Raw genomic sequence first — 23,598 nt, 5'->3', positions numbered from 1 at the left:
GATGGCAGAGCACCAGCTTTCGCGGCAGGAGTTGACGCGGCGGCGCAGGCGCAGTGGGTTTGTCGGGCGGCGGGCGGAGATGAGTGCGTTCCGGGAGAATCTGGAGCGGGACCCGGCCGATGACGCGTTCCGGTTCCTGTTTCATGTGCGGGGGAACGCGGGGGTGGGGAAGACCTCGCTGGTGCGGCAGTGGGAGGAGGTCGCGCGGGCGTACGGGGACGCGGTGACCGCGTATGTGGATGACGGGGTGCACAGTCCGGTCGAGGCGATGGAGGCGGTCGTCGAGCGGTTCGGGCGGCAGGGGGTGGAGCTGCGGCGGTTCGGGAAGCTGCTCGGGGTGTACCGGCAGCGGGCGCACGAGGCGCAGAGTGCGGTCGTCGGGGGGCAGGCGGGGGCCGAAGTGGGGCGTGTGGGTGGGCAGTTGGTGGGGGAGGGGGGTTCGGGGGCGGCTTCGGCCGGTGCGCTCGCGGCGGCTCAGGTCGGTCTGGTGGGGCTCGGGATGGTGCCTGTGGTGGGGGCCTTCGCCGGGGCGGTGGACCCGCAGCAGATCGCGCAGGGGGCCGACAGGCTGAGGGCCGCGCTGGGGGCCAGGCTGCGTTCGCACGACGATGTGGAGCTGGTGCTGGATCCGGTGCGGAGTCTGACCCGCGTCTTTCTGGAGGAGTTGACGCAGGCCGCCGCCAAGCACGCCTGGGTGGTGCTGTTCTTCGATGTGTACGAGCGGACCGGGCCCGCCCTCGACGACTGGCTGCGCGACCTCGCGTTCGGTGACGCGTACGGGCTGCTGCCGGCCAATGTGCAGCTGGTGCTGTCCGGGCAGGGGCGGCTGGACGCGCGGTGCTGGGGCGACTGGCTGGACCTGGTGACCGAGGTGCCGCTGGAGGTCTTCACCGAGGAGGAGACGCGGGCGCTGCTGGCCTTGCAGGGCATCGCGGACGAGCGGGTGGTGGAGGTGGTGCTGCGGCTCTCGGGCGGGCTGCCCGTGCTCGTACACACGCTTGCCCAGGCGAGGCCCGGGTCGGCGGAGGCCGTGGACGATCCGTCGGGTACGGCGGTGGAACGCTTCCTGAAGTGGGAGAACGATCCCGCGCGGCGGGCGGCCGCACTCGCCTGTGCGCTGCCGCTGCAATTCGACGAGGACGTGTTCCGGGCGGTGGTGCCGGCGGAGGCGGCCGAGGAGTACGGGTGGGTGCGGCGGCTGGCGTTCGTCACGGACCGGGGTGGCCGGTGCCGGTACCACCAGGTCGTACGGGCCCCCATGCTGCGCCATCAGCGGACCCAGTCGCCCGCGCGCTGGCGGCAGGCGCACGAGGGGCTGGCGGAGATGTTCCGGGCGGGCCGCCGGCGGCGTCAGGAGGCGCTGCCCGAGGAGGAGTGGTGGGCGGACGCTCAGTGGCGGGAACAGCGTGCGGGGGAGACGTACCACCTGCTGTGCGCCGACCCTCGCCGTGCGCTGGCCGACGCGCTGGCGGAGGTCGCCGACGCCTGCGAGCAGGGCGCCGGGACGGTGCGGCGCTGGTCCGGGTTGCTGGTGCAGGCGGGGGAGGACGCGGGCGAGGAGGGACTGGCGGACTGGGGACGGAGGTTGGCGGCGGCCGGGGCGCGGGGGGACGGTACGGCGGCCGACGAAGGGGTGGCGGCGGCGCTCGACGCACTCCTTGACGGTCCGGGGCTGAGCGTTGACGGGCAGCTCAGGGCGCGTCTCGTACGTGCGTGGGTGCACCGGCAGGCCGACCGGTACGAGCAGGCCCTCGCCGACTCCCGGGCGGCACTTGCCCGCGCCCCCGACGACCCGGGAGCGTTGACCCTCACCGCACTCCTCCTCACGGACACGGGCCGCTTCGCGGAGGCGCTGACGGCGTGGAGCGAGGTGCTGCGGGCCGAGCCGGACCGGGCCGTTCACCACGCCTACCGGGGCTACGTGCATCTGCGGCTGGGCAACCAGCTCGAAGGGCTCGCCGACCACGACCGTGCGATCGAGCTGGATCCCGGACTGGACTGGGCGTACGCCAACCGGTCGAGGGCGCGTCGCGACCGGGGCCTGCTGCGGGAGGCGTTGGCGGACGCGGACCGGGCGCTGGCGATCGACCCCGAGTACGCGGCGGCGCACGGTGAACGGGCCTGGAGCCTGTCGCGCCTGGAGCGGTGGGACGAGGCCGTGCAGGCGATGCGGCGGGCGGCCGAACTGGAGGAGGAGCAGACGCGGGGCGAGTGGCACCGGATGTTCCTGGCCGGTCTGCTGGGGGACCTGGGACGGCGCGCCGAGGCGCTGGTGGAGATCGACCGGGTGCTGGCCGCCCGGGAACCGAGCGGTGGCGACGAACTGTGGGACACCGCCCGGCCGTACATACTCCGCGCATGGGCGCTGCACGCGCTCGGCGGGCGCGCGGAACGCCCCGGCGTCAGCGCGCTCGACGCACGGCACAGGGCGTACGGGGCGTACGGGCGGGACGCCGCGTCCATGGCCGATCTCGAACGGGCGATCGAGATCGACGACCAGGCCGGATGGGCGCACGCGATGCGCGGCTGGCTGGCCTGGGAGGCGGGCCAACTCGACGACGCGGAGAGCGAGTTCAACCGCGCCCTGGAAGCGGGCGGGGACTGGCCGTGGCGGTACATGGGGCGGGGTTTCGTCCGTGTCTATACGGGACGCGACCAGGAAGCGGTCGCCGACATCACGCGTGCCCTCACCATCCGGCTGAAGGTGCCGGAGGCGACGGCGGAATCGGAGATCGCCCGCCCTCTGGTCGAACTGCTCCGTGAACACCTGCCGCACAACCGGGCCGCCGTGACGGCCGCTATCAGGCAGGGCGCCCTGCTCACCACCCAGCTGCAATGGCCGGGGCTGGCGGGGCAGGTGGGGAGCGTCCTGGCGTTGCGCCCCAGCCCGCGGCTGCTGCTGGGCGCGGTGGGGGTGCTGCGACGAGCGGTGGCGCTGGTGCGGGAGGAGGAGCGACGGCGTGCAGCGGGCGCGGGTGCCGGTGTTCCTCCCGGCGAGGAGTTCGAAGGGCAGGAGTGGACGCTGAAACTGCTGGGGCCGTTGCTGCGCGTGCTGGAGAGGGTGCCGGGCGTACGGGGGTAGGAGCCGCGGTGCCGTACGCCGAACCGTTCTGAACGGGCGGGGCGATGGATCAGTTCCCGGCCGCCCCGGCCCGCGAAAACCGGTCCCGCCCGGCTCATGAGTGCCAACCCGCAGTCCGAACCGCCGGGTTCACCCCGTCATTCGACCGAGATCGCCTCCGAGGGGCACAGCGCGGCGGCCTCGCGGGCGGCCTCCGCGTCCGGGTCCGCCTGTGTCAGCCGGGTGCGGAGCAGCAGGACCAGCCCGTCCTCGGTGTCCTGGTCGAAGACCTCCGGCGCGGTCAGCGCGCACATCCCGGCGCCGAGGCAGCGGTCCCGGTCGGCCCGTACTTCCATCCCCAACTCCTCCTGCTCGACGGGTACTTCACTGTGTTCGGAAGTCATCCGATCAGACCCCGTCCCAGGTTACCGGGAGGCTGTGCGCCCCGAGGATGCTCGCCGCCGTACGGAGCGGAACCTCGTCCGCCGGTACGGCCAGACGCAGCGTCGGGAAGCGGTTGAGCAGGGCGGGCAGTGCCACCTGCATCTCCACCCGGGCCAGTTGCTGCCCCAGGCACTGGTGGATGCCGTGCCCGAAGGCAAGATGGCCGGAGGCCTTGCGGTGCACATCGAGGGCGTCCGGCTCGGGGAAGCGCTGGGGGTCGCGGTTGGCGGCCTCCATGGACATGGTGACCGACTCGCCGGCCCTGATGACCTTGTCGTCCAGCTCCACGTCCTCGCGGGCCGTCTTGACCGTGGTGTGCGCGATGGTCAGATAGCGCAGCAGCTCCTCCACGGCCTGGGGGGCCAGCGCCGGGTCCGCACGCAGTGCGGCCAACTGCTCCGGGTTGCTGAGCAGGGCGAACGTACCGAGCGAGATCATGTTCGCGGTCGTCTCCAGGCCCGCGCCGAGCAGGAAGGCGCCTACCCCGGTGAGCTCCTCGTGAGTGAGGTCGGAGGTGGTGAGGTCGCTGAGCAGGTCGTCGGTGGGGTTCGCCTGCTTCGCGGCGACCAGTTCGCCCATGTACGCCCCCAGGGCGGCCATCGCCTCACCCATCGCCCGCACATCGCTGGACTGGGTGGTCATCGTCGTTGTCCACCGCTGGAACCTGTCGCGGTCCACGCTCGGAACACCCAGCAGTTCACAGATCATGAGCGCGGGAATCGGCTGGGCGAACGCCTCGACGAGGTCCACCGGCCCGCCCTTGCGCTCCATCGCGTCCAGGTACTCGGTCGTGATCTCCTCGACCCGCGCGGTCAGTTCCCGCATCCGCCGCACCGTGAACTTGCTGATCAACAGTTTCCGGAACCGGGTGTGCTCCGGGGCGTCCATCCCCGTCATGTCCCCGACCGGCGCGGGCGGCAGCTCCCCGATGTCCGCGAACGGGTAGTGCAGCAGCTCGTAGCGCGAACTGAAACGGGAATCGGCGAATATCGACCGTACCGTCGCGTACCCGGTGGCCAGCCAGCCGACGTGCCCGTCCGGATACCGCATCCGTACCAGCGGATCCCGCTCCCGCAGTGCACCGAGGCCGGCGGCCGGGTCGAAGGGGCAGCCGGAGGCGCGCCCCGTGGGAATGGTCACCGGCTCGGGCGCGGTGCCGCGTCCGGCCGGGCAGGCCGTCGGTTCGTTCTGCATATGTCCTCCTGGGCAACTGGCATGGGAAGTAAGGGAGTTGCGGCGCAACGCCGATAGTGATGCCAGTGTGGCATCACTCTGGCGTCACGGCAAGGCTGTGTGGCATTCCGTGGCGTCAAAATGGCTCCGCCCGGCACCACTTGGGGTCAAGTGGTGCCGGGCGGAGCCCTGGGGGGTGAGGAGGTGTCAGGCCTTGGCGTGCAGCTCGCGGATCACGGCGAGCACCGCCTCCGGATGCTCGATATGCGCGTACTGGTGGGACGCGTCCGCGATCTCGCGGTGCTCTCCCCCGGGCGCGACCATGCCTGCATGGAGGCGCCGGATCCCCTCCCGCACCGCCCCCTGCTGCTCCTCGGACATGAACCGTGCCCAGTACGGATTGCTGCCCGACGCCGAAATCACCGACACCGGCACATCCGGCAGCGCCCCGCCCCGCCGCAGCTCCTCGTGCACCTCCGTCTCGAAGTTCCGCGACTCCTCGATCGCGGTGCGCCACGACGTCAGGTTCTGCTCGATCAACGGCTCGCGCACCTCCTCGGGCCACCACGCGTACAGCCGCGCCCACTGCCCGCGCGCGACGCGCACCTGCTCCTCCGTCAGGTCCGGCAGCCGCTCGGGGCCCGGCTTCATCTGCTCGGCAAGAGGGGCGAGTTCCTCCGGTACGTGGTCGAGCATGTCCTCATGTCCGGGGTCGAGCAGCACCAGCCCCGCCACCTCGCCGGGGAAGAGCTGCGCGAACCGGCGGGCGTAGGAAGCGCCGAGGGAGTGGCCCACCAGCACGTACGGGCCCGGGACCCCGGCGGCGTACAGCAGCGCACGCAACTCCTCGGCGACCTCGCCCGGCCTCCGTGGCAGCTCGACCCGCTCGCTCCAGCCCGTGCCCGCCCTGTCGTACAGCACGCTCGTGGTGAACCCGGCCACCCCGGCCTGGATGTTCAGGAAGTCCAGGCCGACGAGCCCGGCCCCCGGCACCAGTACGACGGCGGGTCCGCCGTCACCGGAGCGGTGCAGCATCAGCCGCCGCTCCCCGACCTCGTACATCCGCCCCAGCGGCGGCAGTTGACCGTGCATGTGTCCTCCCCGACCCGACCGTTCCCAACTTTGGGAACGGTACCAGGCGTGGGATCATTGGCCCATGGATACGGTCGATCTGCTGCTGCACCCCGTGCGCCTCCGCGTCGTCCACGCGCTGTCCGGCGGGCACGCGAGGACGACCGCCCAGCTCTGTGCCCGGATGCCGGACGTCTCCAAGACCAGTGCGTACCGGCACATCGGGCTGCTCGCCGACGCGGGAATCCTGGAGGTGGAGTGCGAGCAGCGGGTACGGGGGGCGGTCGAGCGGACGTACCGGCTGCGTCGGGAGCGGGCGGTGATCGCGGAGGGCGTCGATCCGGCGGCGGTCGACCCGGACGCGGTCGATCCGGCGGAAGGCGCGGCCCCTGCCGTGCGCTTGTCCACCGACGACTACCGCCGGGGCTTCGCCGCCGCGACGGCAGTGCTGCTGGCCGAGTTCGGGACGTACCTCGACAGGGAGAGTGCGGACCCGGTCGCCGACCTGGTCGGGTTCCGGCAGCACGCCGTCTGGCTCAGCCGCGACGAACTCGACGCTCTCATCGGCGACTTGCGGGCCGCGATCGTCCCGCACCTGCGGCACGGGCCGGCCCCGGGGCGTACCCAGCACCTGCTCAGCCCGATCCTCTTCCCGATGGAGGAGAGCTGAGTACCATGCCCCGATCGGCCGCGCGTGCTGACGTGGGCAAAGATGCACAGGTACAGGTACACGTACGCGCACGGCAGAGCACGGGCGCAGCCAGAGACACAGGCAGAGGCACAGCAGAGGGGACGCCGGGCATGGTGGACGGCATGGGCGGTACGGAGGGTGCGCGTCCGCGCGACCGCCGGCGTGGTCAGGGCGAGTTGGAGGCGCAGGTGCTGTCCGCACTCGGGGCGGCGCCCGGCCCGGTGACCGCGGCGTGGGTGCAGGAGCGGCTCGGTGCGGGCCTCGCGTACACCACCGTCATCACCATCCTCACCCGGCTGTACGACAAGGGGGCCGTCACCCGCACCCGCGCCGGGCGGTCCTTCGAGTGGACGCCGGTCGCGGACGGGGCCGGTCTGGTCGCCCTGCGGATGCGCAAGCTGCTCGACCGGGAGGCCGACCGGGACGCCGTACTCTCCAGCTTCGTCTCCGCACTCTCCCCGGACGACGAACGGCTGCTGCGGACGCTGCTCGGCGACAACGGACCGGAAGACGGCACCGGGGGCGGCTCCGCGGACGGCACCGGCAGCAGCACTGCGGACGGCACCGGGGGCAGCACCGCGCACGCAGCGGACGGCACCGCGGGCGGAACCGAAGGCCCGGAGCGCTGACCGGTGGGTGTCTTCGTCTTTCTGCCGCTGATCCTCCCGCTCACCGCACTGCCCATCGCCCGCCTCGCCGAACAGCACCTGCACCCCCGCACCGCCGCCCGGCTGCTCACCGCCGTGGCCGCGATCCTGGCCGTGTGCAGCACCGTCTGTCTGTGTCTGCTGGTGGTGGTCGGTACCGCGCAGCTCCCCGGCAACCCGCTGCCCGACAGCTGGTCGGACCCGGAGGTGCGGGCGGCGGTCCCGTACGACGAGATCGCCGGCAAGGTGTCGATCGGGGCACTGGGGGCGGTCGTGGGGAGCTGGGTGTTCACGGCGTACCGCCACCGCCGCTACCGGAACCGCGCCCACCGCACCCTGGAGGGCCTGCGTACCGCCTCCCAGGTCGCGGTGCTGAGCGACGCGGGACCGTACGCGTACGCCCTCCCCGGCACCCGCACCCGCCCGGACCGGATCCTCGTCTCCACCGGCATGCTCGCCGCCCTCTCCGACACCGAACGCCACGCCCTGCTCGCCCACGAACGCGCCCACCTCACCGGCCGCCACCACCACCTCCTGCTCACCGTCCGCCTGGCGGCCTGCGCGAACCCGCTCCTGCGCCCACTCCACCGAGCCGTCGCCTACTGCACCGAACGCTGGGCCGACGAGGAGGCCGCGCACGCGACCGGCGACCGGCGCACCACTGCCCGCGCGGTGGCCAAGGCGGCCCTCGTCACCTCCCGTACCGCCGAAGGACGCGCCCCTTTCCCCGGCCTGGCCGCCTTCGCCGCAGCGGCGACCACGGCGGAGGCGGGCCCGGTCCCACGCCGCGTCGCCGCCCTGCTCGGCCCGCTCCCGCCGGCCCACGGCTGGCCTCCCGCCCTCACCGGGGCCGGCCTCGCCACTCTGGTCGCCGCCGCCGGAACGGCCGCCTCCACCCTCTCGGCCCTCAACGCCGCGGTGGCCCTCTTCCTGGTCCTGGAGACGGCCACCTTCGGCTGACCCGGTTCACAGGTTCACAGGTTCACGGGTTCACACGGCGACAGGCTTCAGGTGACGGCCGGGGACCGGTCCAGCGCAAGCGTCGCCTCCGCCCCGCCGTCGGCCGCGTTGGCGAACACCAGCCGGGCACCGAGCACCTCGGCCTGCCCGAGCGCGATGGTCAGCCCGAGCCCGTGGCCACGCCCGGTGGCCCCCGTCCGGAACCGCTGAGGCCCGGTGGCCAGCAGCCCGGAGGGAAATCCGGGTCCTTGGTCGCGAACGACGATCCGCGAGCCGGTGACAGTGACAGTGACGGGCGCCGCACCGTGCTGGTGCGCGTTGGCAACGAGGTTGGTGACGATGCGCTCCACCCGGCGCGGATCGGTACGCACCACCTCCGCGCCGTCGACCAGCACCCGCACACCGTCACCGCTGCGCTTCCCGCGCCGGACCACATCGGTGACCAGCTCGCCCAGGGGCACCTCGTCGAGCCTCGCCCGCTCAGCCCCGGCATCGAGGCGGGAGATCTCCAACAGGTCCTCGACCAGCCCGCGCAGTGTCCCCACCCGCTCCCGCACCAGCCCCGCCGCCTCGTCGTCATCGGCAAGCAGCCCGGCCGAGGTGATCAGCCCCATCAAGGGAGTACGCAGCTCGTGCGCCACATCCGCGGTGAAGCGCTTCTCCGACTCCAGGCGCCGCTGAAGTGCGCCGGCCATGGCGTCCATCGCGGCGGACATCTCGGTGACCTCGTCGCGGGCCCGGCCCCGGCGCCCGATCCGGGCGTCGAGATCTCCACCGGCGATTCTGCGCGCGGTGCGCGCCCCGTGGCGCAGCCGCCGGTTCATCGGCTCGGTGGCCAGCGCGGCGAGCGGTACGACGACGACGAGCGCGGCCAGCACCGCCTTGACGATGCTCCGGTCCAGCAGTTGCAGGCTGCGCACCTCGGCACTCATGTCGGTGCGCACGGCGAGCACCCGGTCCCCCTCGACAGGCATGGCGGCCCACAGCCAGTACCAGTTCGGCTCCGTCACGTCGTACCAGAGGGCGTACGTATCGGCCTGTCGGCGCTCCGCAAGGGCGTGCGCCAGCGGCTCGGGCACCTCGTCCGGAGTCATGAGTTCGGCGGCCTGAGGCCTCTTTCCCGTACGTTCGAACTCCACTTCCGCGACCCGCAGTTGTGTGGACACCCGCTCGTCGCCCGACCGCCGTCCGTGCTCCGCCGTCGCTTCGTGGACGAGCAGCCCGACGACCGTGGCGACCGCGCAGCAGGCGGTCGCGGTCAGCGCCGCGACCTTCCAGCGCAGCGCGCGGAGGTTGAGAAATCCCATGGCCGCCGTCTCAGTTCCGCAGGAGCTTGTAGCCGAAGCCCCGCACGGTCTCGATGCGATCGGCGCCGACCTTCTTCCGCAGCCGCACCACGCACACGTCGACGACGCGGGTGTCGCCCTCCCAGCCGTAGTCCCAGACGTCGCGCAGCAGACGCCGCCGGTCCAGCACGATGCCGGGATTCTCCGCGAACGCCAGGAGCAGCCGCAATTCGGTGGGGGAGAGCAGGACCGGCTCGCCACCCCGGCTCACGTTCAGCCCGAGAAGATCAATGGTCAGGTCACCGAAGACGAGCGGCCCGCCCTGTGCCGGGCCGGCGGCGGCCTCCGGAACCGGGCCGGGCTCAGGCTGGAAGGTGGCCCTGCGCAGCAGCGACCGGATCCGGGCGACCAGGATCCCGATGTCGACGGGCTTGACGACGTAGTCGTCCGCCCCGGCCTCCAGTCCGGACACGACATCGAGGGCGTCACCGCGCGCCGACATCATCAGTACCGGTACGAGGCTCTCCTCGCGGATGCGGCGGCACAGCCCGATGCCGTCCAGGCCCGGCAGCATCACATCGAGGATCAGCAGATCGTGCTGCCCGGCCCGGAACGCCTCCAGCCCGTCGAGCCCGTCACCCGCGACCGTGACCTCGTACCCGTAGCGCTCAAGGGCCAACTGGACGGCACGACGGATCACCGCGTCGTCCTCGACGACCAGGACCCTCACCGGTGCCGGAACCAGGAGGTGCGATGCAGACAAAAAGTCACCCTTTTCGAACGTTCATGCCGATTACTGATCGAATCGTAGCCGCGCGCTGGAGGCCTGGAGGCCCGGAGGCCCGGAGGCCTGGAGGCCCGGAGGCCCGGGGGGCTCGGAGGCCCGGGGGCCCGTAGAGAGGGCTGCGCGTCACAGGCGCAACGAGGCCGCGACCGGCAGGTGATCGCTACCGGTGGCAGGCAGGGTCCATGCCGCGACCGGCGTCACCCCCTTCGCCAGGATCTGATCGATCCGCACCACCGGGAACGACGCGGGCCAGGTGAACCCGAATCCGTCACCCGCCTCCTCCTGCGCCGACCGCAGCAACCCCGTCAGCGGGCCGAGCGCCGCGTCGTCGACCGACCCGTTGAAATCACCCACCACGACCACCCGGGGCAGCCGCTCCGCCCGTACGGCACCGGCCAGTTTCCCGGCCGCCTCGTTGCGTTGCGCCGTCGTGAAACCCGCGCCCGGCAGTACCCGTACCGAGGCGAGATGCGCGGCGTACAGCGCCACGGGCCCCTCCGGGGTGTCGACCGTGGCCCGCACGGCACGCGTCCACGGCATGATCTCCACCGGTTCCACGGCCGAAAGCGGCAGCCTGCTCCACACTCCGATGCCACCCCGCACCGCGAAGTGCGGGTAGCGGGACGCCAGTTCACGTTCGTATGCCGCCGCGCCCCCGCGCGGCAGTTCCTCCAGCGCCAGCACATCGGCGCCCGAAGCGGCCAACGCCCGTGCGGTCCGCCCGGGATCGGAGTTCTCCTCGCTCACGTTGTGGCTGATCACGGTCAGATTCCCGCCGTCGGAACGCTTGTCGCCGAGCACCCCCGCGAACAGGGAACACCAGACGGCGGCGGGGACGAGGACGGCCGCGGCAGCGAGCGCGGAACGCCGCACACCCGCGAGCACCGCCAGCGCCACCACACCCAGACCTGTCCAGGGCAGCAGTGTCTGCAACAGACTGCCCAGGTTGCCGAAACCGTTCGGCACCAAGGAGTGCGACACCATGAGCAGGGCACAGAGCACCGCGCCGGCGCCGACGACCCGCCCCCGCCGCCACATACCGGCAGCCGTACGAGGAGGCCCGGAAGGCTGCGCGTCCGGCTCCACCGAGGTACGCCCGCCAGGGCCGGCACTCACGCCTGCCCCGCAAGGACGGTGGGCAGCTTCTCCTGGAGAGCGTCGAGCAGCCGGCCGCTGCTCTCCAGCGCGGCCCGACGCCCCTCGGAGGGCGAGGTTCCCGTGCACTGGCCCAGCACCACCCCGTAGACAAGACGTCGCTTCTCGCCCTCCCGGACTTCGGCGGCCCACACCAGATTGCCGCCCGCCGGAGTGCTGGAACCGGTCTTCAGCCCGACCACACCGGGCCGTGCGAGCAGCTCGTTGGTGTTCCGTACCGGCTCGGCCCGCCCCGGGACCACCGTGCTGCGCAGCGCCACCGTCGCCCGCAGCGCCGGGTCCTTCATGGCCTCGCGAGCCAGCTTCAGCTGGTCGGCCGCGGTCGACAGGGTGGTGGCCTCGATGCCGCTCGCCCCGGTGTACGTTGTGTCGGTCATCCCCAGCCGGGCGGCCGCCGCGTTCATCTTCGCGACGAACCTCTCCTGACTGCCCGCGTCCCAACGGGCCAGCAGCCGGGCCACGTTGTTGGCGGACGGGAGCAGCATCAGCTCCAACAGCTTGCGCTGGGTGAGCCGTTGGCCCTCGACGACGGGTGCGGTGGACTCGCTCAGCGAGTGCGCCTCGGCCGCGGCCTGCCCGTCGACCTCGACGGAGGGCCCGTCCTGCCCGTCCCTGAGCGGGTGGCCCTTCAGGATCACGTAGGCGGTCATCACCTTGGTGACGCTCGCGATCGGCACCGCCCGCCGTGGGCCCGCGGTCCCGAGATCGCCGACCCGGTCCGCCGCGACGGCCGCCTGCCCCTCGCTGGGCCACGGCAGATCGAGCCCGGCGACCAGCGCGGGCAGCCGCCCCGTGCCGTCCCCGCGGCCGACTCCGTCCGGAAGAACCAGCCAGCCGCCGGTGCCGCCGGCCAGCAGCGCCGCCACCAGGCCCCACAGCACCGCCGGACGTTCGCGCGGAAGCCTTCCGTATGCGGTACGCACAGAGCGCTTCGTAAGTATCGGCACGGCAGCGGTCTCCCGGAGTCAGCACATGTACACCGGCCATCGGGTACGTGCACAGGCTGGGCGAGTACCGCTTCCAGCAGGTCAGGGCCGCACTTCGGCTGCCGCACGGCTGTATTGCAGCTGTGTATCGGCTGGTTCCGCCGACGGTCGGCGGTACGCCGTGCAATGCTCCGCGGGTGACCCCTGTGAATGACGAGGCGCCCGCAGCCACGGCCGCGATACGCCCCGACGACCGCGCCGCGTCCGCCCTGCGCTTCACCACGGAACTCATCGCGTGGGTGGCCACACCCTGGGCGCTGATCGGTGCCGGCTTCTCGTGGGTGCTCGCGGTGGCGTCGGTGCTGGTGCTGATCGGACTGCCGACGTTCCTGTCCACGCCCGGGGACAAGAATCAGGTGATCGTGGCGGTGCCGGGCTGGGCCACGATCCTGCTGGTGCTGCTCCAGTTGGTCGCGGCGGTCCTCGCGTCGTGGCTGGCCTGGCCCGTGTGGGCGGCGGTCGCGGTGAGCGCGTTGGCCGCCGTGACGGTCTTCACGGAGCGGAAACGGTGGGGGTGGCTGCGGGTACGGGACGCGTCCGGCCGCTGAAACGGGCGCCGGGTCCTCGGCTCAGGTGTGTCAGCGTGCGGCGGTACATGGCGCAGCCCGGCAGTGCTGCCCGCACATGCCCGTCAGCGTCCGGGCTGTCCCCGGCAGCGCCCGCCAGTGCTCGGCAATGACCGGCCAGCACCCGTCAGCCTCCGGCCGTCCCCGCCGGCGCCCCTCAGCGCCCCGGCCTCCCCCGCTTGCCTGCGCCGCCCTTGCCGCTTCCCTTGGTGCTGTTGCGGGCCACGGCCTTGCCGCCCTTTGTGCCGCTTCCGCTGCCCCGCGAGCCGCGCCCGGCACCCTTGCCCGCGGCTTTCGCGGCCTCGGGCTTCCGCTTGTCGCCGGAGCCGGAGCCCTTGCCCTTCGCCGACTTCCCCGACTTCCCGGACTTCTCCTGCGAGGCGGGCAGCGACGGGCCCCGAGTGCTGTTGACCGTACGGCCCCGAACGATGCCGATGAAGTGCTCCACCAGCTCCGGCGGCTCCAGGGTCGCCTCGTCCTTCGGCCACGACAGCGCCACCCGGGACTCCGGAACCGGCAGCTCCGCGGTGCCGACCAGCGTCCGGTAGGTGAGGTCCTTGCGGTGGTGCAGCCGGGCCAGCGACTGCGGCACCACCAGTACGCCGACCCCCGCCGCGACCAGCTCGATCGCGTCCGCCGTGGTCTCAGGACGCTCCTTGGCGGCCACCCCGGGCAGCTGCTCCCAGGCCAGGGTGTCGTCCAGGGGGTGCAGTACGAGTTCCTCCGCGAGGTCCGCCGCCGACACCTCCTCGACCGCCGTGATCGCGTGGTCCTTGGGGATCACCACGACCGTGGTCTCGGTGTACAAGGGGATCGCGCTGAGGTCGGTACGGTCGACCGGCAACCGTACGAAACCGGCCTCGGCCTCGCCCGCGCGCAGCATCGCGAACGCCTCGGCGGGAGTCGCCTGTAGCAGGGTCAGCGGGACATCGGGCAGCCGCTCGTTCCAGATCCGCACCCATTTGGTGGGCGTCACGCCCGGGACGTACGCGAGCCTGAACGCAGGGGACGCCGCGGGGGGTGCCACCGCGGGCGCCGGTACTGAAGAAGGTGCTTCCGAGCCTGTCACCAGGACAGGTTAGCTTCACTCACCGCGCCGAGGCCCGCCAGCACCGTGGTCAGCGGTCGCCCGCATGCTCGATACCCTTGACCTCATGACGTCGCACCAGAGCACCCAGACCATGAAGCCCGCCACCGCGGCGAAGAAGCTGGGTGTGTACCTCGAAGCCACCCCCGCAGAGTTCCAGGAGGGTGTGGTTTCGCGCGCCGAGCTGACCGCACTCCAGGCCGAGCCGCCCCAGTGGCTCCAGGACCTGCGCGCCAACGGCCCGCACCCCCGCCCGGTCGTCGCCAACAAGCTCGGGGTCTCCATCTCGGGCCTGGCCCGCGGCGGCGTGACCGAGGCGCTCACCAGCGAGCAGATCGACGCCATCAAGGACGAGAACCCGGAGTGGCTCCAGAAGGAGCGCGCCACCCAGTCCGAGGTGCGCAAGGAGACCGTGCGCATCAAGGAGAAGAACGCGGAGAAGGACGGTCAGTCCAGCTGACCCCCCCTCGCCTTCGAAGGCGCCGCCGAGACACTCGGCGGCGCCTTTTCGCTGCCCTCCCCGTGAACACTTGTGTCTCCCCCGACGGGAGACCCCAAGCTGTGCACATGAACGGCGACACGCTCTACCCGATCGGTGACCTCGCCCGGCGCACCGGGCTGACGGTGAAGGCCATCCGCTTCTACTCCGATTCCGGCATCGTGCCGCCCACCGAACGGAGCCCGGCCGGCTACCGGCTGTACGACATCGACGCGCTCACCCGGCTCGACCTCGTGCGCACCCTGCGCGAGCTCGGTCTCGACCTTGCCGCGATCCGCAAGGTCCTGGACCACGAGGTCTCCGTACCGGAGATGGCGGCGGCCCATGCCGACGCCCTGGAGGTGCAGATACGTACCCTGCGTCTGCGGCAGACGGTGTTGCGTGCGGTGGCCGGGCGGGGCGCCACGACCGAGGAGCTGGATCTCATGCACAGACTTGCCAAACTCTCCGACGGGGAACGCCGGCGCCTGGTGACCGACTTCATCGACGACACTTTCGGCGGGCTCGACGCCAACCCGGAGTTCGTCGCCATGATGCGCTCCGCGATGCCCCAACTCCCCGCCGATGCCACGCCCGAACAGGTCGAGGCCTGGGTCGAACTCGCCGAACTGTGCACGGACACCGACTTCCGGGCCTCGGTCCGGCGGATGGCCGAGCGCCAGGCCAAGGACCGTACCGAGGGCGATACGTCGGGCCTGCACCACGCGCTCACCGAAGCGGTACGCGAGCAGGTCGGCGCGGCGCTCGCCGCCGGCATCGACCCCGGATCGGCCGAGGCGGGGCCGGTCGTCGACGCGCTGAGTGCTCGGTACGCACAGACCTTCGGCCGACCCGACGACACCGCGCTGCGGGACTGGGCGCAGCGCTGACCGAGGGTAGCGGGACGGCTCGGACACCGGCTCTCAGTACGTCACCGTGATCCGCCGCTCCCGTCCGTCCACCCGTACCTCGCCGCCGTACGGAATCACCAGCTGCGGGTCCGTGTGGCCGAAGTCCACGTCGAGGACGGCGAGGGTGTCGGGGGCGTAGGCGGCGAGGGCGTTCAGCACGGCTTCGCGTTGCTCGGTGGCGTAACTCTGCTGCTGTGCAGGGGAGTTGGGATGGTCGAAGGACCAGGCCTTGGGGCGGGCCATCAGGAGGGCCGGGAAGCGGGCGAGCAGGCCGCGTTCGCCCATGTTGCGCAGGATGTGGAAGACCTCGCGGGCGGCGGGAAGGTCCTCGGAGGTTTCGAGGAAGAGGACGCTGCCCTCGTACGCCGCCGGGTCGCGCGCGATCTCGCGGTCGGCCATCAGCAGCCAGGCCAGGATCTCCAGGCTGCCGCCCCAGGCACGGCCCTCGACCACCTTGCGGGGGCCGTGCCACCGCCAGCCGGTGGCGGGCCGGGTTTCGGGCTCGGCGTCGAAGGTGGCGGGGTCGGCCCAGTCGCGGTCGACGTCGCGGTAGCGGTCGGCGGGGTGCAGTTCGTAGGGGCCGTGGGTGAAGAGGGCCGCGCGCAGGGAGTCGGCGGTCAGCGGGTCCAGGGCACCGGGGCGGCCGAGTTCGGTCATCACCGAGGCGCCGTGGTAGGTGACCATGCCCAGGTTGCGGAGGGCGAGCAGCAGGTTGGTGTTGTCGCTGTAGCCGAAGAAGGGCTTGGGGTGGGCGCGGAGCAACTCCCGGTCGAGCAGCGGAAGTACGGTGATCTGGTCGTCGCCGCCGATGCTCGCCATCACCGCCTTGACCGTCGGGTCGGCGAACGCGGCGTGCAGATCGGCCACCCGTTCCTGCGGCGTGGACCCCATCTTCCGTGTCGTCGGATACTCCACCGGCTCCAGCCCGAACTCCTCACGCAGCCGCTTCATCCCCAGCTCGAACGCCAGCGGGAAGACCCCGGCCAGACCGGAGGAGGGCGCGAGGAGCGCTATCCGGTCACCCCGGGCGGGCTTGGGCGGGTAGCAGGGCGGGGCGGGGAGGCTCATGTGGTGAGGGTAAGGAGACGGAGGGGCGGGGACAAGGAGGTATTGTCCGCACCGGGTGCCGGGTGACCTGCACCGTTGCGGGAAATCCTGGGGGCGGGAAAGCGTGGCGGCTGTCAGTGGTGGGGGAGTGGGCGCGGAACGGTATGCGCCCGCCCGGGCGGGGCACGCCGCGCGCATGGGCATACCGGAGGTGCGGGAGCGCGAGAGGGTTCCCGGGATACGCCGGTGGTCGGGGCGCCCGCTCGGACGTACCCCACTGCGTGCCCGGCCGGGCGGAGTTGTCCCCGGGATCGCCGTGCTCTGTTTTGTGGTGGGGCTGGCGATATCGCTTCAGCAGTACCAGCGGCTCAGACTCGGCGGATTCGACCTGGGGCTCTTCGACCAGGCGATACGCGCCTATGCGCGCTTCGAACTGCCCCGGTCGACGATCAAGAACGTGCATCATGAATTCCCCCCGGATTTCTCTCTCCTGGGGGATCATTTCTCTCCGGTACTGGTAGTCGTCGCACCCTTGTACTGGATATGGAACGACCCCCGGGTCCTGCTCGTCGTACAGGCACTGCTCTTTGCCTCCGGGGTTCCGCTGGTCGCCCGCCTCGCCCGCGCCGAAACCAGCCGGTTGCTTTCGCCGCGCGGGTGCCGGAAATTCGTGGCGGGTGCATGCCTCGTCTACGCCCTCGGGGCGCCACTGCTCTTCGCGGCGCGTGCCGGATTCCATGAAGTGGCGTTCGCCGTACCGCTGTTGCTCTTGCTGTTCGAGAGGGCCAGGAAGGGGGCGCACACCCACATGGTCTGGGCGGGGGTCCTGCTCTGCCTCACCAAGGAGGACCTGGGGTTCGTGGTGGGCGTCTTCGGTGCCGTGCTGGCGGTGCGGGCGCGCCGGGGTGGTGACGGCACGGCATTCCGCTTCGGGTTGCTGCTGCTGGGCGGAGGGTTCCTCGCCGCCCTGCTGGCCATCACGGTCGCCATCCCCGCGATGGGTGGCAGTTCCGGGTTCTACTGGCAGTACGGCAGGCTGGGCGGCGACGCCACCGCCGCGTTCAAATTCCTGCTCCTGCACCCGATCGATTCCCTGGTCGTCGCTCTCACTCCCTCGGCCAAAGCCCTCCTGCTGCTGTGGACTTTCGGCAGTCTGTTCCTCCTGCCCCTGGGATCGGCACTTTCCCTGTGCACACTCCCACTGCTCGCCGAACGCCTCTTCTCGGACAACGAGAACCACTGGCAGGCGGTCAACCACTACGGCGCGTTCCTCTGGCCGGTACTCATCGCGGCAGCGCTGGAAACCACCGGGAAACTCATCCGCCGGGCCAAGGAACGCGGAGGGGGCGTCAGTCCCGTCGCGGCCACGGTCGCCGTCGCGGGAATGACGCTGGTCGGATTCCTGGTATCCGGGGCGGGCGACCTCGCCAGTCCCCGCCTCTGGAAAGCAGATGCGGTCACCAAGGCGAAAGTGCGGGCGGCCGCGCTGATACCGGAGGGGGTGACGGTCGAGGCCGACAATTCGATAGCCCCGCGTCTCACCCGTAAAGCCGGAGTCATGATCCTGGACCGGGTTCCCCGCAACGCGGAATGGGTGATAGTGGCCACTGAGAAAAGGGTGTTCCCCTTCACGGATATTCAGCAACAGCACGACCGGATAAGGCTGTTGGAATCCGCCGGATACCGCACGGTCTCCGCTGAGCTGGGCGTTCACGTACTGGAGAAGACCTCACCGGACATCACCGTCCCCGGCAGCCGGCTCCCGGGCCCGGACAGCACCCCGGTGAACGACGAGTTCCCGGTGGGCATCAGCCGCAGAATCTTCGGCTGAGGGCTGAGGGCTGAGGGCTGAGGGCTGAGGGCCGGGTACGGGCGCCGGGCACTCACTCGACCTCGTACGCGCCGCCCCGGAAGTACAGACTTCCGTGCGGATGCGGTCGCACCCCGTGCTCGTACGCGGCGTCCGAACGGTCCGCAGGGGCCGAGCGTCCGGCCAGTTCCCGCAGTGCCGCCAGCCCCGCCAGTACCTCCGGACGGTTCTCACCGCGCTTCATCCACGCGGGCAACCGCGAGATCATCGACGCGTTGGAACTCCCCGCGCCCCGCTCGCGCAGCTGCGCCCCGGCATAGCGGGCCAGCTCCTCGACCTGCTCCTCGTTGTACGCCCACAACATCCGCCCCGCACACCGCACCTGTAGCCACAACGGCCGCCCGAAGAACGGGTCCTCCGTCCCGCCGAGCGACACCCCGATCAGCGCGTTCCCGCGCATCCCGGCCGCCCACTCCGCCACCGCCCCGCACCCCCCGCAGGCCAGCCGCCGGGGCTGGAACAGGAGCTCGGAGAAGTACTTGTGGGTGCGCACTCCTGGCCGGGGCACCACGACCGCCCGCCCACCGCAACGGGGACAGACCACCTGGATCCGGTCCGAGTACCGGGCCAGCCACCCACCGGTGTCGCAGTGCCGGGACGGGCCGGGACCGGGATCGCCAGCGGACGAAGGTGCGGGTCCGGGTGCGGAGTCGGCGGCGGGCGGATCGGTGTTCATGAGGGTCACCATGACAGCACCGTGACCAGCGAGCCAACGGCCAGCGCGAAGTACGTCAGCGGGAAGGCGATGTTGTGGAAGACCCGGTGGTGGACATGGGTGATCACAGCGCCGGCGAAGAAGAGGACCAGGCCGATCGCGGCGGCCGCCCCCACCGGGCGCAGGCCCAGCAGCCCGATCAGCAGACCGGCGGCGCCCGCCGCCTTCAGGGTGGCCAGTGGGAAGAGCCAGGAGTCGGGCACATGCACCTCGGCCGAATTGGCCAGCACCCAGGGGGCCCTGGAGTAGTCGGTGGCGGCGACGGCGCCGTTGGCGATGATCGTCAGGATCGTGACGACGACATAGGCGGTGAACATGACGGCGGCCTTCCGAGGGGGCGGGGTCGTGGAGGGCGGCAGGCCGGTGGGAGTGCCCGCCCGCACCAACCAGCCTCCTCCGCAGTCCACTTGGCGTCCAATACCTCCCTCTATAACCTGACGGCATGGTCGATGTGGACACCCGCCTGCTCCGGTACTTCGTCGCCGTCGCCGAGGAGGGCACCCTCACCCGCGCCGCCGTACGGCTCTATGTCTCGCAGCCCGCACTGACCAAGCAGATCAGGCAACTGGAGTCGCTGGTGGGTGAGTTGCTGTTCACGCGGTCGCGCGCGGGGATGGAGCTCACCGAGGCGGGGCGGGTACTGGCCTCCAGGGCGCCCGGTCTGCTGGGCGAGTGGGACGGGGCACTGCGCGAGACCCGGGGCGCGGCCGGCCGGGCGGCGAAGGTCTTGCGGGTCGGGTTCCTCGCCAGCGCCGCGAACGAGGCCACGGAGGGCATCTTCGCCGAGTTCGCCAGGCTGCGGCCGGGATGGCGGGTCGAGATGCGGCAGGCGTCCTGGTCCGATCCGACGGCGGGACTCGCGGGCGGCGAGGCCGAGGTGGCGCTGCTGCGGCTGCCGTTCCCGGGCAGGGAGGCGCTGCGGGTGGCGGAGTTGTTCGCCGAGCCCCGGTGGGTGGCGCTTCCGGCGGGGCACCGCCTGGCGGGGAGTGAGGTGATTCCCTTCCGGGACCTCTGGGACGAGCCTTTTGTCGCCGCCCCGCCCGAGACGGGCGGCTGGCAGGACCACTGGCTGGCCGCCGGCGAGCGGGAAGGACGCCCGGTCCGGATCGGCGCCGTCACCGATCAGCCCGACGAGTGGCTGAGCGCGATCGCCAACGGTTACGGAATCGCCCTCGCCCCCGAGTCCGCCGCGCGCTACTACGCCCGCCCCGGCATCGTCTACCGGCCGGTGAGCGGTGTCAGCCCGACCCGGGTGGGCGTTGCCTGGGTGCCCGCCGCCGACGACGACCCGGTCGTGCGGGACTTCGTGCAGTGCTGCCTGGAAGGTGACTTCGTGCGGTGCTGCCCGGAAGGTCCGGGGGGAGTGGTCTGAGACGCGGGCTCTCAGAGCCTCACGCCACCACATGCAAGGTGTGCGCCAGCGCCGCCGCCTCCCCCCGCGTCCCCACGCTCAGTTTGCTCAGGATGTTGGTGACGTGGAACTTCACCGTCGACTCGCTGATGTGCAGGGCCTCGGCGATGGCCCGGTTGCGGTGGCCTCTGGCGAGGGCGGCCAGCACCTCCAGTTCCCTGGTGCCCAGCACGGAGAGCGGGTCGGTGGTGGTCACCTCCGGGGTGCCCAGCGGCAGCACCGCCGTCACCGTGGTGCCCCAGCCGGGCACCGCGTCCACCTCCAGGCGGCCGCCGAAAGCCGCCAGCCGTTCGTCGACCCGGCGTACCGCGAACGCCGCGCGGGCGAGGGTGCCCGGCCCGTCGTCCCGTACCGTCGCCCGCAGTTCGGACCCCGTCGCATCCACCTGCCAGCCGACCTGCACCCGCCGTACCGGATCCTGCTCCAGCACGGCGAGCAGCACGGTGCGCACCACCGCCCGCGCCGTTCGCGCCGCATCGGCGGGCAGTGACCGGTCGTCGGCGGGCGGGGCCAGTTCGAGGCGGGCCGGGCCGTGCCGCAGCAGCGGGCGCAGCGACTCGGCGAGCCGGTCGAAGGCCTGCCGGGCGTTCTCCTCGGTGAGGGACTGGTCCCGTTCGGCGACCGCACGCAGCTCCACCAGGGAGTCCACCGCGAGATCCGTGGCCCGCGCCCGTGCCGACGCGTCGTCCAGGGTGCGGCTGCGCAGCACTCCGAGCAGCCCGGTCAGCGCGGCCGTGTGCGCCTCGCTCAACTCCGCGATGACGCGCGCCCGTTCACCCGCCACCGCCCGCGACTGCCACATCAGACCGGGCGGGGCCTCGATCGCCACCCGGTCCAGATGCGCCGTCACCAGGTCCCACAGCGCCTGTACGAGGGCGAGCGGTTCGGCATCGAGGTGCGGCGCGTGCGCGGGGCGCACCAGAACCAGCAGGCTGGGCCGGGGCCCGCTGACCGCACTGGTGACGGCGAGCACCGGGTGTTCGTCACCCGCGAGCGTGGCGTGCCCCTGCCAGGGACGGCCGACGGGTACGGCGGTGCCCAGGGTCACCAGTTCGGTGGCGGTGATCCGGAGGGCCAGCGCCTCCTCGCCGCACGACTTGAACGGGGAGTGCGCGCAGATCGCGGAGAGCTGGGCGACCGCGCGGTGCGGGACGAGGTCGCGGAGCGCTTCGGACAGCCGGGGCTGGAGCTCCGGGAGAGGGCCGGCGAGGATCCGCGCCGCGAGGGAGAGGGCGTCGGCGGCGGTGGTGCGGATGTGTGCGTCGGGGGTGAAGCGGCGGGATTCCGGCATGTCGCCAGCGTACGTACGGGAGCGGGCGGCCGGGGCCGTCCCTTCGGACAGGTGGAACTGTCCGAAGGAACGGCCGGTGTGGGGGAGGCAGCGGACCAGGCTGGGCCCGTACCGGTCAGGACGCACGGTGCAAACCGACGAATGGCACGGCAAGGGCACGGCAGATGAAGGGTGAAGGGGCGGCAATGGAAGCGATTGTCTTTGAGGAGTTCGGCGGGCCCGAGGTGCTGAGGGCGGCCACCGTCCCGGAGGTGCACGCCGGGCCCGGCCAGGTCCGCCTCAAGGTGGCGGCGATCGGGGTGAATCCGATCGACGGCAAGATCCGCAGCGGTGTCATGCAGGAGGCCTTCCCGACGGAACTGCCCGCCGTCCCCGGTATGGATGTGGCGGGTGTGGTCGACGAGGTGGGTGAGGGTGTCTCCGGGTTCGCGGTCGGCGACGAGGTACTGGGGTGGGTGGACAGTGGCGCGTACGCCGAGTACGCCGTCGCCTCCAGCGTCGTACCCAAGCCCGCCGGGCTGTCCTGGGAGCAGGCGGCCTCGCTGCCCATCGCGGGCCGGACCGCGCAGCGGGTGCTGGACGAACTGGAGCTCAAGGCGGGCGAAACACTGCTGATCAACGGGGCGGCGGGATCGGTCGGCGCGCTCGCCGTGCAATTGGCGGTCGCACTCGGCGTGACGGTCGTCGGTACGGCGTCGGAGCCCAATCACGCGTATCTGCGCGAGCTGGGGGCTACCCCGGTGCTGTACGGCGAAGGCCTGGTCCAGCGGGTCAGGGAGGTGGCTCCGCAGGGTGTGGACGCGGTCTTCGACGTGGCAGGACAGGGCGCGCTGCCGGACTCCATCGAGCTGCGCGGCGGCACCACGGACCGCGTCCTCACCATCGGGGACTTCAACGCGGCGGCGCACGGGGTGACCTTCTCGGGCGGCCGCGTGTACGACGCCATGCCGGCCCTCGTCGAGCAGACGCGCCTGGCGGGGGAGGGCGTGCTGCATCTGCGGGTGGCGGAGGTGCTGCCGCTGAGCCGGGCCGTGAAGGCGCACGAGATCAGCGACGGGGGGCATGCGCGGGGGAAGGTGGTGCTGATTCCCTGAGAGCCTGAGTCTCGGGGGCCCCGGGACGCGGATACGTCTGGGTCCCGGGGCGGCCACGGGTGTGTCCGGGGCGGTCGTGGGCCCGTCAGTCCCCGAGTGCCAGCCGCACACCGAAGGCGGCGATGACGGTTCCGGTGATCCGGTCGAGCACGCGCTGTGCCCTGGGCTTGCGGAGCCATTCGCGCAGCACGCGGGCGCAGGCGACGAGTACGGCCGACCACACCAGTCCGATCAGGACGTGCACGGTGGAGAGCAGCAGACCCATGCCGAGGTGGCTGGCGTCGGGCGGGATGAACTGGGGGAGTACGGCGACGTAGAAGGCGCCCATCTTCGGGTTGAGGAGGTTGGTGAGCGCCCCCTGCCGCCAGCCGCCGCGGAACGTGTCCTTGTCGGTGAGGGTGCCGGTGTCGGTGGTGTCGACGGCGGGCCTGCCCCGGAAGGTGTTCCACAGCATCCGGGCACCCATCCAGACCAGATAGGCGGCGCCGACCCAGCGCAGCGTCATGTACGCGACGTGCGAGGCGGTGAGGAGCGCGGTCACCCCGAGGGAGGTGAACACACCCCACAGCAAGGTGCCGCCCTGGATTCCCAGGACGACGCCCCAGGCCCTTCTGCGGTGGCCGAGGGCCGAAGTGCGCAGGATGAGCGCGTTGTCCAGTCCCGGGGTCAGGGTGAGGAGTCCTGCCACCAGGGCGAAGGACCACAGAGCGGTGCTTATTGCCATGGGCGGGCACGCTACACCAGCAGGTCAGGGCGGTGAAGCGGCTTTTCGGCACCTGAGACCCGGCAACTGGGGCCCGGCACCTGAGGGCGGCATCCGGGGTTCGGCGCCTGAGCCTCGGCCGTGGGTGTGGTCCCCGGGATTAC

General features: G+C 71.8%; 23 protein-coding genes. 10 read left to right on the top strand and 13 right to left on the bottom strand.

What is annotated here, in order from left to right:
• Position 1: 1 nt before the first annotated feature.
• Entirely contained in the window at positions 2-3,082 is a 3,081-nt protein-coding gene (locus tag ACIA73_RS02715) for a hypothetical protein (protein WP_399436410.1), read from the top strand.
• Positions 3,083-3,219: 137 nt separating this feature from the next.
• Here ACIA73_RS02715 and ACIA73_RS02710 read toward each other — a convergent pair whose 3' ends face one another.
• The 3 genes from ACIA73_RS02710 to ACIA73_RS02700 all read right to left on the bottom strand — a co-directional run bounded on the left by ACIA73_RS02710 (position 3,220) and on the right by ACIA73_RS02700 (position 5,770).
• Positions 3,220-3,417 carry a ferredoxin gene (locus ACIA73_RS02710; RefSeq protein ID WP_399436756.1) on the bottom strand — a complete coding sequence of 66 codons (198 nt, stop codon included), beginning with the start codon at positions 3,415-3,417 and terminating at the stop codon, positions 3,220-3,222.
• Positions 3,418-3,469: 52 nt separating this feature from the next.
• Positions 3,470-4,699 carry a cytochrome P450 gene (locus ACIA73_RS02705; protein ID WP_399436409.1) on the bottom strand — a complete coding sequence of 410 codons (1,230 nt, stop codon included), beginning with the start codon at positions 4,697-4,699 and terminating at the stop codon, positions 3,470-3,472.
• A gap of 186 nt (positions 4,700-4,885) precedes the next feature.
• Positions 4,886-5,770 (bottom strand): alpha/beta fold hydrolase, encoded by an 885-nt coding sequence (locus ACIA73_RS02700; protein ID WP_399436408.1) that lies wholly within the window; start codon positions 5,768-5,770, stop codon positions 4,886-4,888.
• Positions 5,771-5,834: 64 nt separating this feature from the next.
• Here ACIA73_RS02700 and ACIA73_RS02695 point away from each other — a divergent pair, with 64 nt between their 5' ends.
• The 3 genes from ACIA73_RS02695 (at position 5,835) to ACIA73_RS02685 (ending at position 8,047) form a co-directional block, all read left to right on the top strand.
• Positions 5,835-6,419: a helix-turn-helix domain-containing protein gene (locus ACIA73_RS02695; RefSeq protein ID WP_399436407.1), complete on the top strand. Its 585-nt coding sequence runs from the start codon at positions 5,835-5,837 to the stop codon at positions 6,417-6,419.
• Between the two features lie 143 nt (positions 6,420-6,562).
• Positions 6,563-7,069: a BlaI/MecI/CopY family transcriptional regulator gene (locus tag ACIA73_RS02690; protein WP_399436755.1), complete on the top strand. Its 507-nt coding sequence runs from the start codon at positions 6,563-6,565 to the stop codon at positions 7,067-7,069.
• Between the two features lie 3 nt (positions 7,070-7,072).
• Positions 7,073-8,047 carry a M56 family metallopeptidase gene (locus ACIA73_RS02685; protein WP_399436406.1) on the top strand — a complete coding sequence of 325 codons (975 nt, stop codon included), beginning with the start codon at positions 7,073-7,075 and terminating at the stop codon, positions 8,045-8,047.
• A 47-nt stretch (positions 8,048-8,094) separates the two neighbouring features.
• Here ACIA73_RS02685 and ACIA73_RS02680 read toward each other — a convergent pair whose 3' ends face one another.
• The 4 genes from ACIA73_RS02680 to ACIA73_RS02665 form a co-directional block, all read right to left on the bottom strand.
• The gene (locus tag ACIA73_RS02680; RefSeq protein WP_399436405.1) at positions 8,095-9,354 is read right to left on the bottom strand and encodes a sensor histidine kinase; all 1,260 of its coding nucleotides are present in this window, start codon (positions 9,352-9,354) and stop codon (positions 8,095-8,097) included.
• Positions 9,355-9,364: 10 nt separating this feature from the next.
• Positions 9,365-10,096: a two-component system response regulator CseB gene (gene cseB, locus ACIA73_RS02675; RefSeq protein ID WP_399436404.1), complete on the bottom strand. Its 732-nt coding sequence runs from the start codon at positions 10,094-10,096 to the stop codon at positions 9,365-9,367.
• 147 nt (positions 10,097-10,243) lie between these two features.
• Positions 10,244-11,158: an endonuclease/exonuclease/phosphatase family protein gene (locus ACIA73_RS02670; protein WP_399436754.1), complete on the bottom strand. Its 915-nt coding sequence runs from the start codon at positions 11,156-11,158 to the stop codon at positions 10,244-10,246.
• A gap of 74 nt (positions 11,159-11,232) precedes the next feature.
• Entirely contained in the window at positions 11,233-12,198 is a 966-nt protein-coding gene (locus ACIA73_RS02665) for a D-alanyl-D-alanine carboxypeptidase family protein (RefSeq protein WP_399436403.1), read from the bottom strand.
• A 200-nt stretch (positions 12,199-12,398) separates the two neighbouring features.
• Between ACIA73_RS02665 and ACIA73_RS02660 the strand changes: the two genes are divergently transcribed.
• Positions 12,399-12,809 (top strand): hypothetical protein, encoded by a 411-nt coding sequence (locus tag ACIA73_RS02660; protein ID WP_399436402.1) that lies wholly within the window; start codon positions 12,399-12,401, stop codon positions 12,807-12,809.
• A gap of 175 nt (positions 12,810-12,984) precedes the next feature.
• Here ACIA73_RS02660 and ACIA73_RS02655 read toward each other — a convergent pair whose 3' ends face one another.
• Positions 12,985-13,896 (bottom strand): LysR substrate-binding domain-containing protein, encoded by a 912-nt coding sequence (locus ACIA73_RS02655; protein WP_399436401.1) that lies wholly within the window; start codon positions 13,894-13,896, stop codon positions 12,985-12,987.
• Between the two features lie 85 nt (positions 13,897-13,981).
• Here ACIA73_RS02655 and ACIA73_RS02650 point away from each other — a divergent pair, with 85 nt between their 5' ends.
• On the top strand, positions 13,982-14,374 hold the full coding sequence (locus tag ACIA73_RS02650; RefSeq protein ID WP_399436400.1) for a DUF5997 family protein: 393 nt from the start codon (positions 13,982-13,984) through the stop codon (positions 14,372-14,374).
• Positions 14,375-14,481: 107 nt separating this feature from the next.
• Positions 14,482-15,282 carry a MerR family transcriptional regulator gene (locus ACIA73_RS02645; protein ID WP_399436399.1) on the top strand — a complete coding sequence of 267 codons (801 nt, stop codon included), beginning with the start codon at positions 14,482-14,484 and terminating at the stop codon, positions 15,280-15,282.
• A gap of 33 nt (positions 15,283-15,315) precedes the next feature.
• Here ACIA73_RS02645 and ACIA73_RS02640 read toward each other — a convergent pair whose 3' ends face one another.
• A complete protein-coding gene (locus ACIA73_RS02640) occupies positions 15,316-16,371 on the bottom strand; it encodes a S66 peptidase family protein (protein ID WP_399436398.1) in 1,056 nt (351 codons plus the stop codon).
• A 175-nt stretch (positions 16,372-16,546) separates the two neighbouring features.
• On the opposite strand from ACIA73_RS02640, the gene ACIA73_RS02635 reads away from it, so the two are divergent.
• Positions 16,547-18,181 (top strand): DUF2079 domain-containing protein, encoded by a 1,635-nt coding sequence (locus tag ACIA73_RS02635; protein ID WP_399436397.1) that lies wholly within the window; start codon positions 16,547-16,549, stop codon positions 18,179-18,181.
• Positions 18,182-18,233: 52 nt separating this feature from the next.
• Here the strand turns inward: ACIA73_RS02635 and ACIA73_RS02630 are convergent, their stop codons facing one another.
• Together ACIA73_RS02630 and ACIA73_RS02625 are read right to left on the bottom strand one after the other, a co-directional pair.
• The gene (locus ACIA73_RS02630; RefSeq protein ID WP_399436396.1) at positions 18,234-18,908 is read right to left on the bottom strand and encodes a hypothetical protein; all 675 of its coding nucleotides are present in this window, start codon (positions 18,906-18,908) and stop codon (positions 18,234-18,236) included.
• Complete coding sequence (locus ACIA73_RS02625) at positions 18,902-19,252, bottom strand: DoxX family protein (protein WP_399436753.1); 351 nt, start codon at positions 19,250-19,252, stop codon at positions 18,902-18,904. Before ACIA73_RS02625 ends, ACIA73_RS02630 begins: the two co-directional genes overlap by 7 nt.
• 125 nt (positions 19,253-19,377) lie before the next feature.
• Between ACIA73_RS02625 and ACIA73_RS02620 the strand changes: the two genes are divergently transcribed.
• The gene (locus ACIA73_RS02620) at positions 19,378-20,307 is read left to right on the top strand and encodes a LysR family transcriptional regulator (RefSeq protein WP_399436395.1); all 930 of its coding nucleotides are present in this window, start codon (positions 19,378-19,380) and stop codon (positions 20,305-20,307) included.
• 19 nt (positions 20,308-20,326) lie between these two features.
• On the opposite strand, the gene ACIA73_RS02615 is transcribed toward ACIA73_RS02620, so the two are convergent.
• Positions 20,327-21,637 (bottom strand): LuxR C-terminal-related transcriptional regulator, encoded by a 1,311-nt coding sequence (locus tag ACIA73_RS02615; RefSeq protein WP_399436394.1) that lies wholly within the window; start codon positions 21,635-21,637, stop codon positions 20,327-20,329.
• A gap of 185 nt (positions 21,638-21,822) precedes the next feature.
• On the opposite strand from ACIA73_RS02615, the gene ACIA73_RS02610 reads away from it, so the two are divergent.
• The gene (locus ACIA73_RS02610; RefSeq protein ID WP_399436393.1) at positions 21,823-22,731 is read left to right on the top strand and encodes an NADP-dependent oxidoreductase; all 909 of its coding nucleotides are present in this window, start codon (positions 21,823-21,825) and stop codon (positions 22,729-22,731) included.
• 85 nt (positions 22,732-22,816) lie between these two features.
• Here the strand turns inward: ACIA73_RS02610 and ACIA73_RS02605 are convergent, their stop codons facing one another.
• Complete coding sequence (locus ACIA73_RS02605) at positions 22,817-23,455, bottom strand: LysE family translocator (protein ID WP_399436391.1); 639 nt, start codon at positions 23,453-23,455, stop codon at positions 22,817-22,819.
• Positions 23,456-23,598 lie beyond the last annotated feature (143 nt).

Source organism: Streptomyces sp. NPDC051561 (assembly GCF_044454195.1).
Taxonomy (GTDB): Bacteria; Actinomycetota; Actinomycetes; order Streptomycetales; family Streptomycetaceae; genus Streptomyces.
This window is presented reverse-complemented; position numbering and strand designations above follow the sequence as displayed.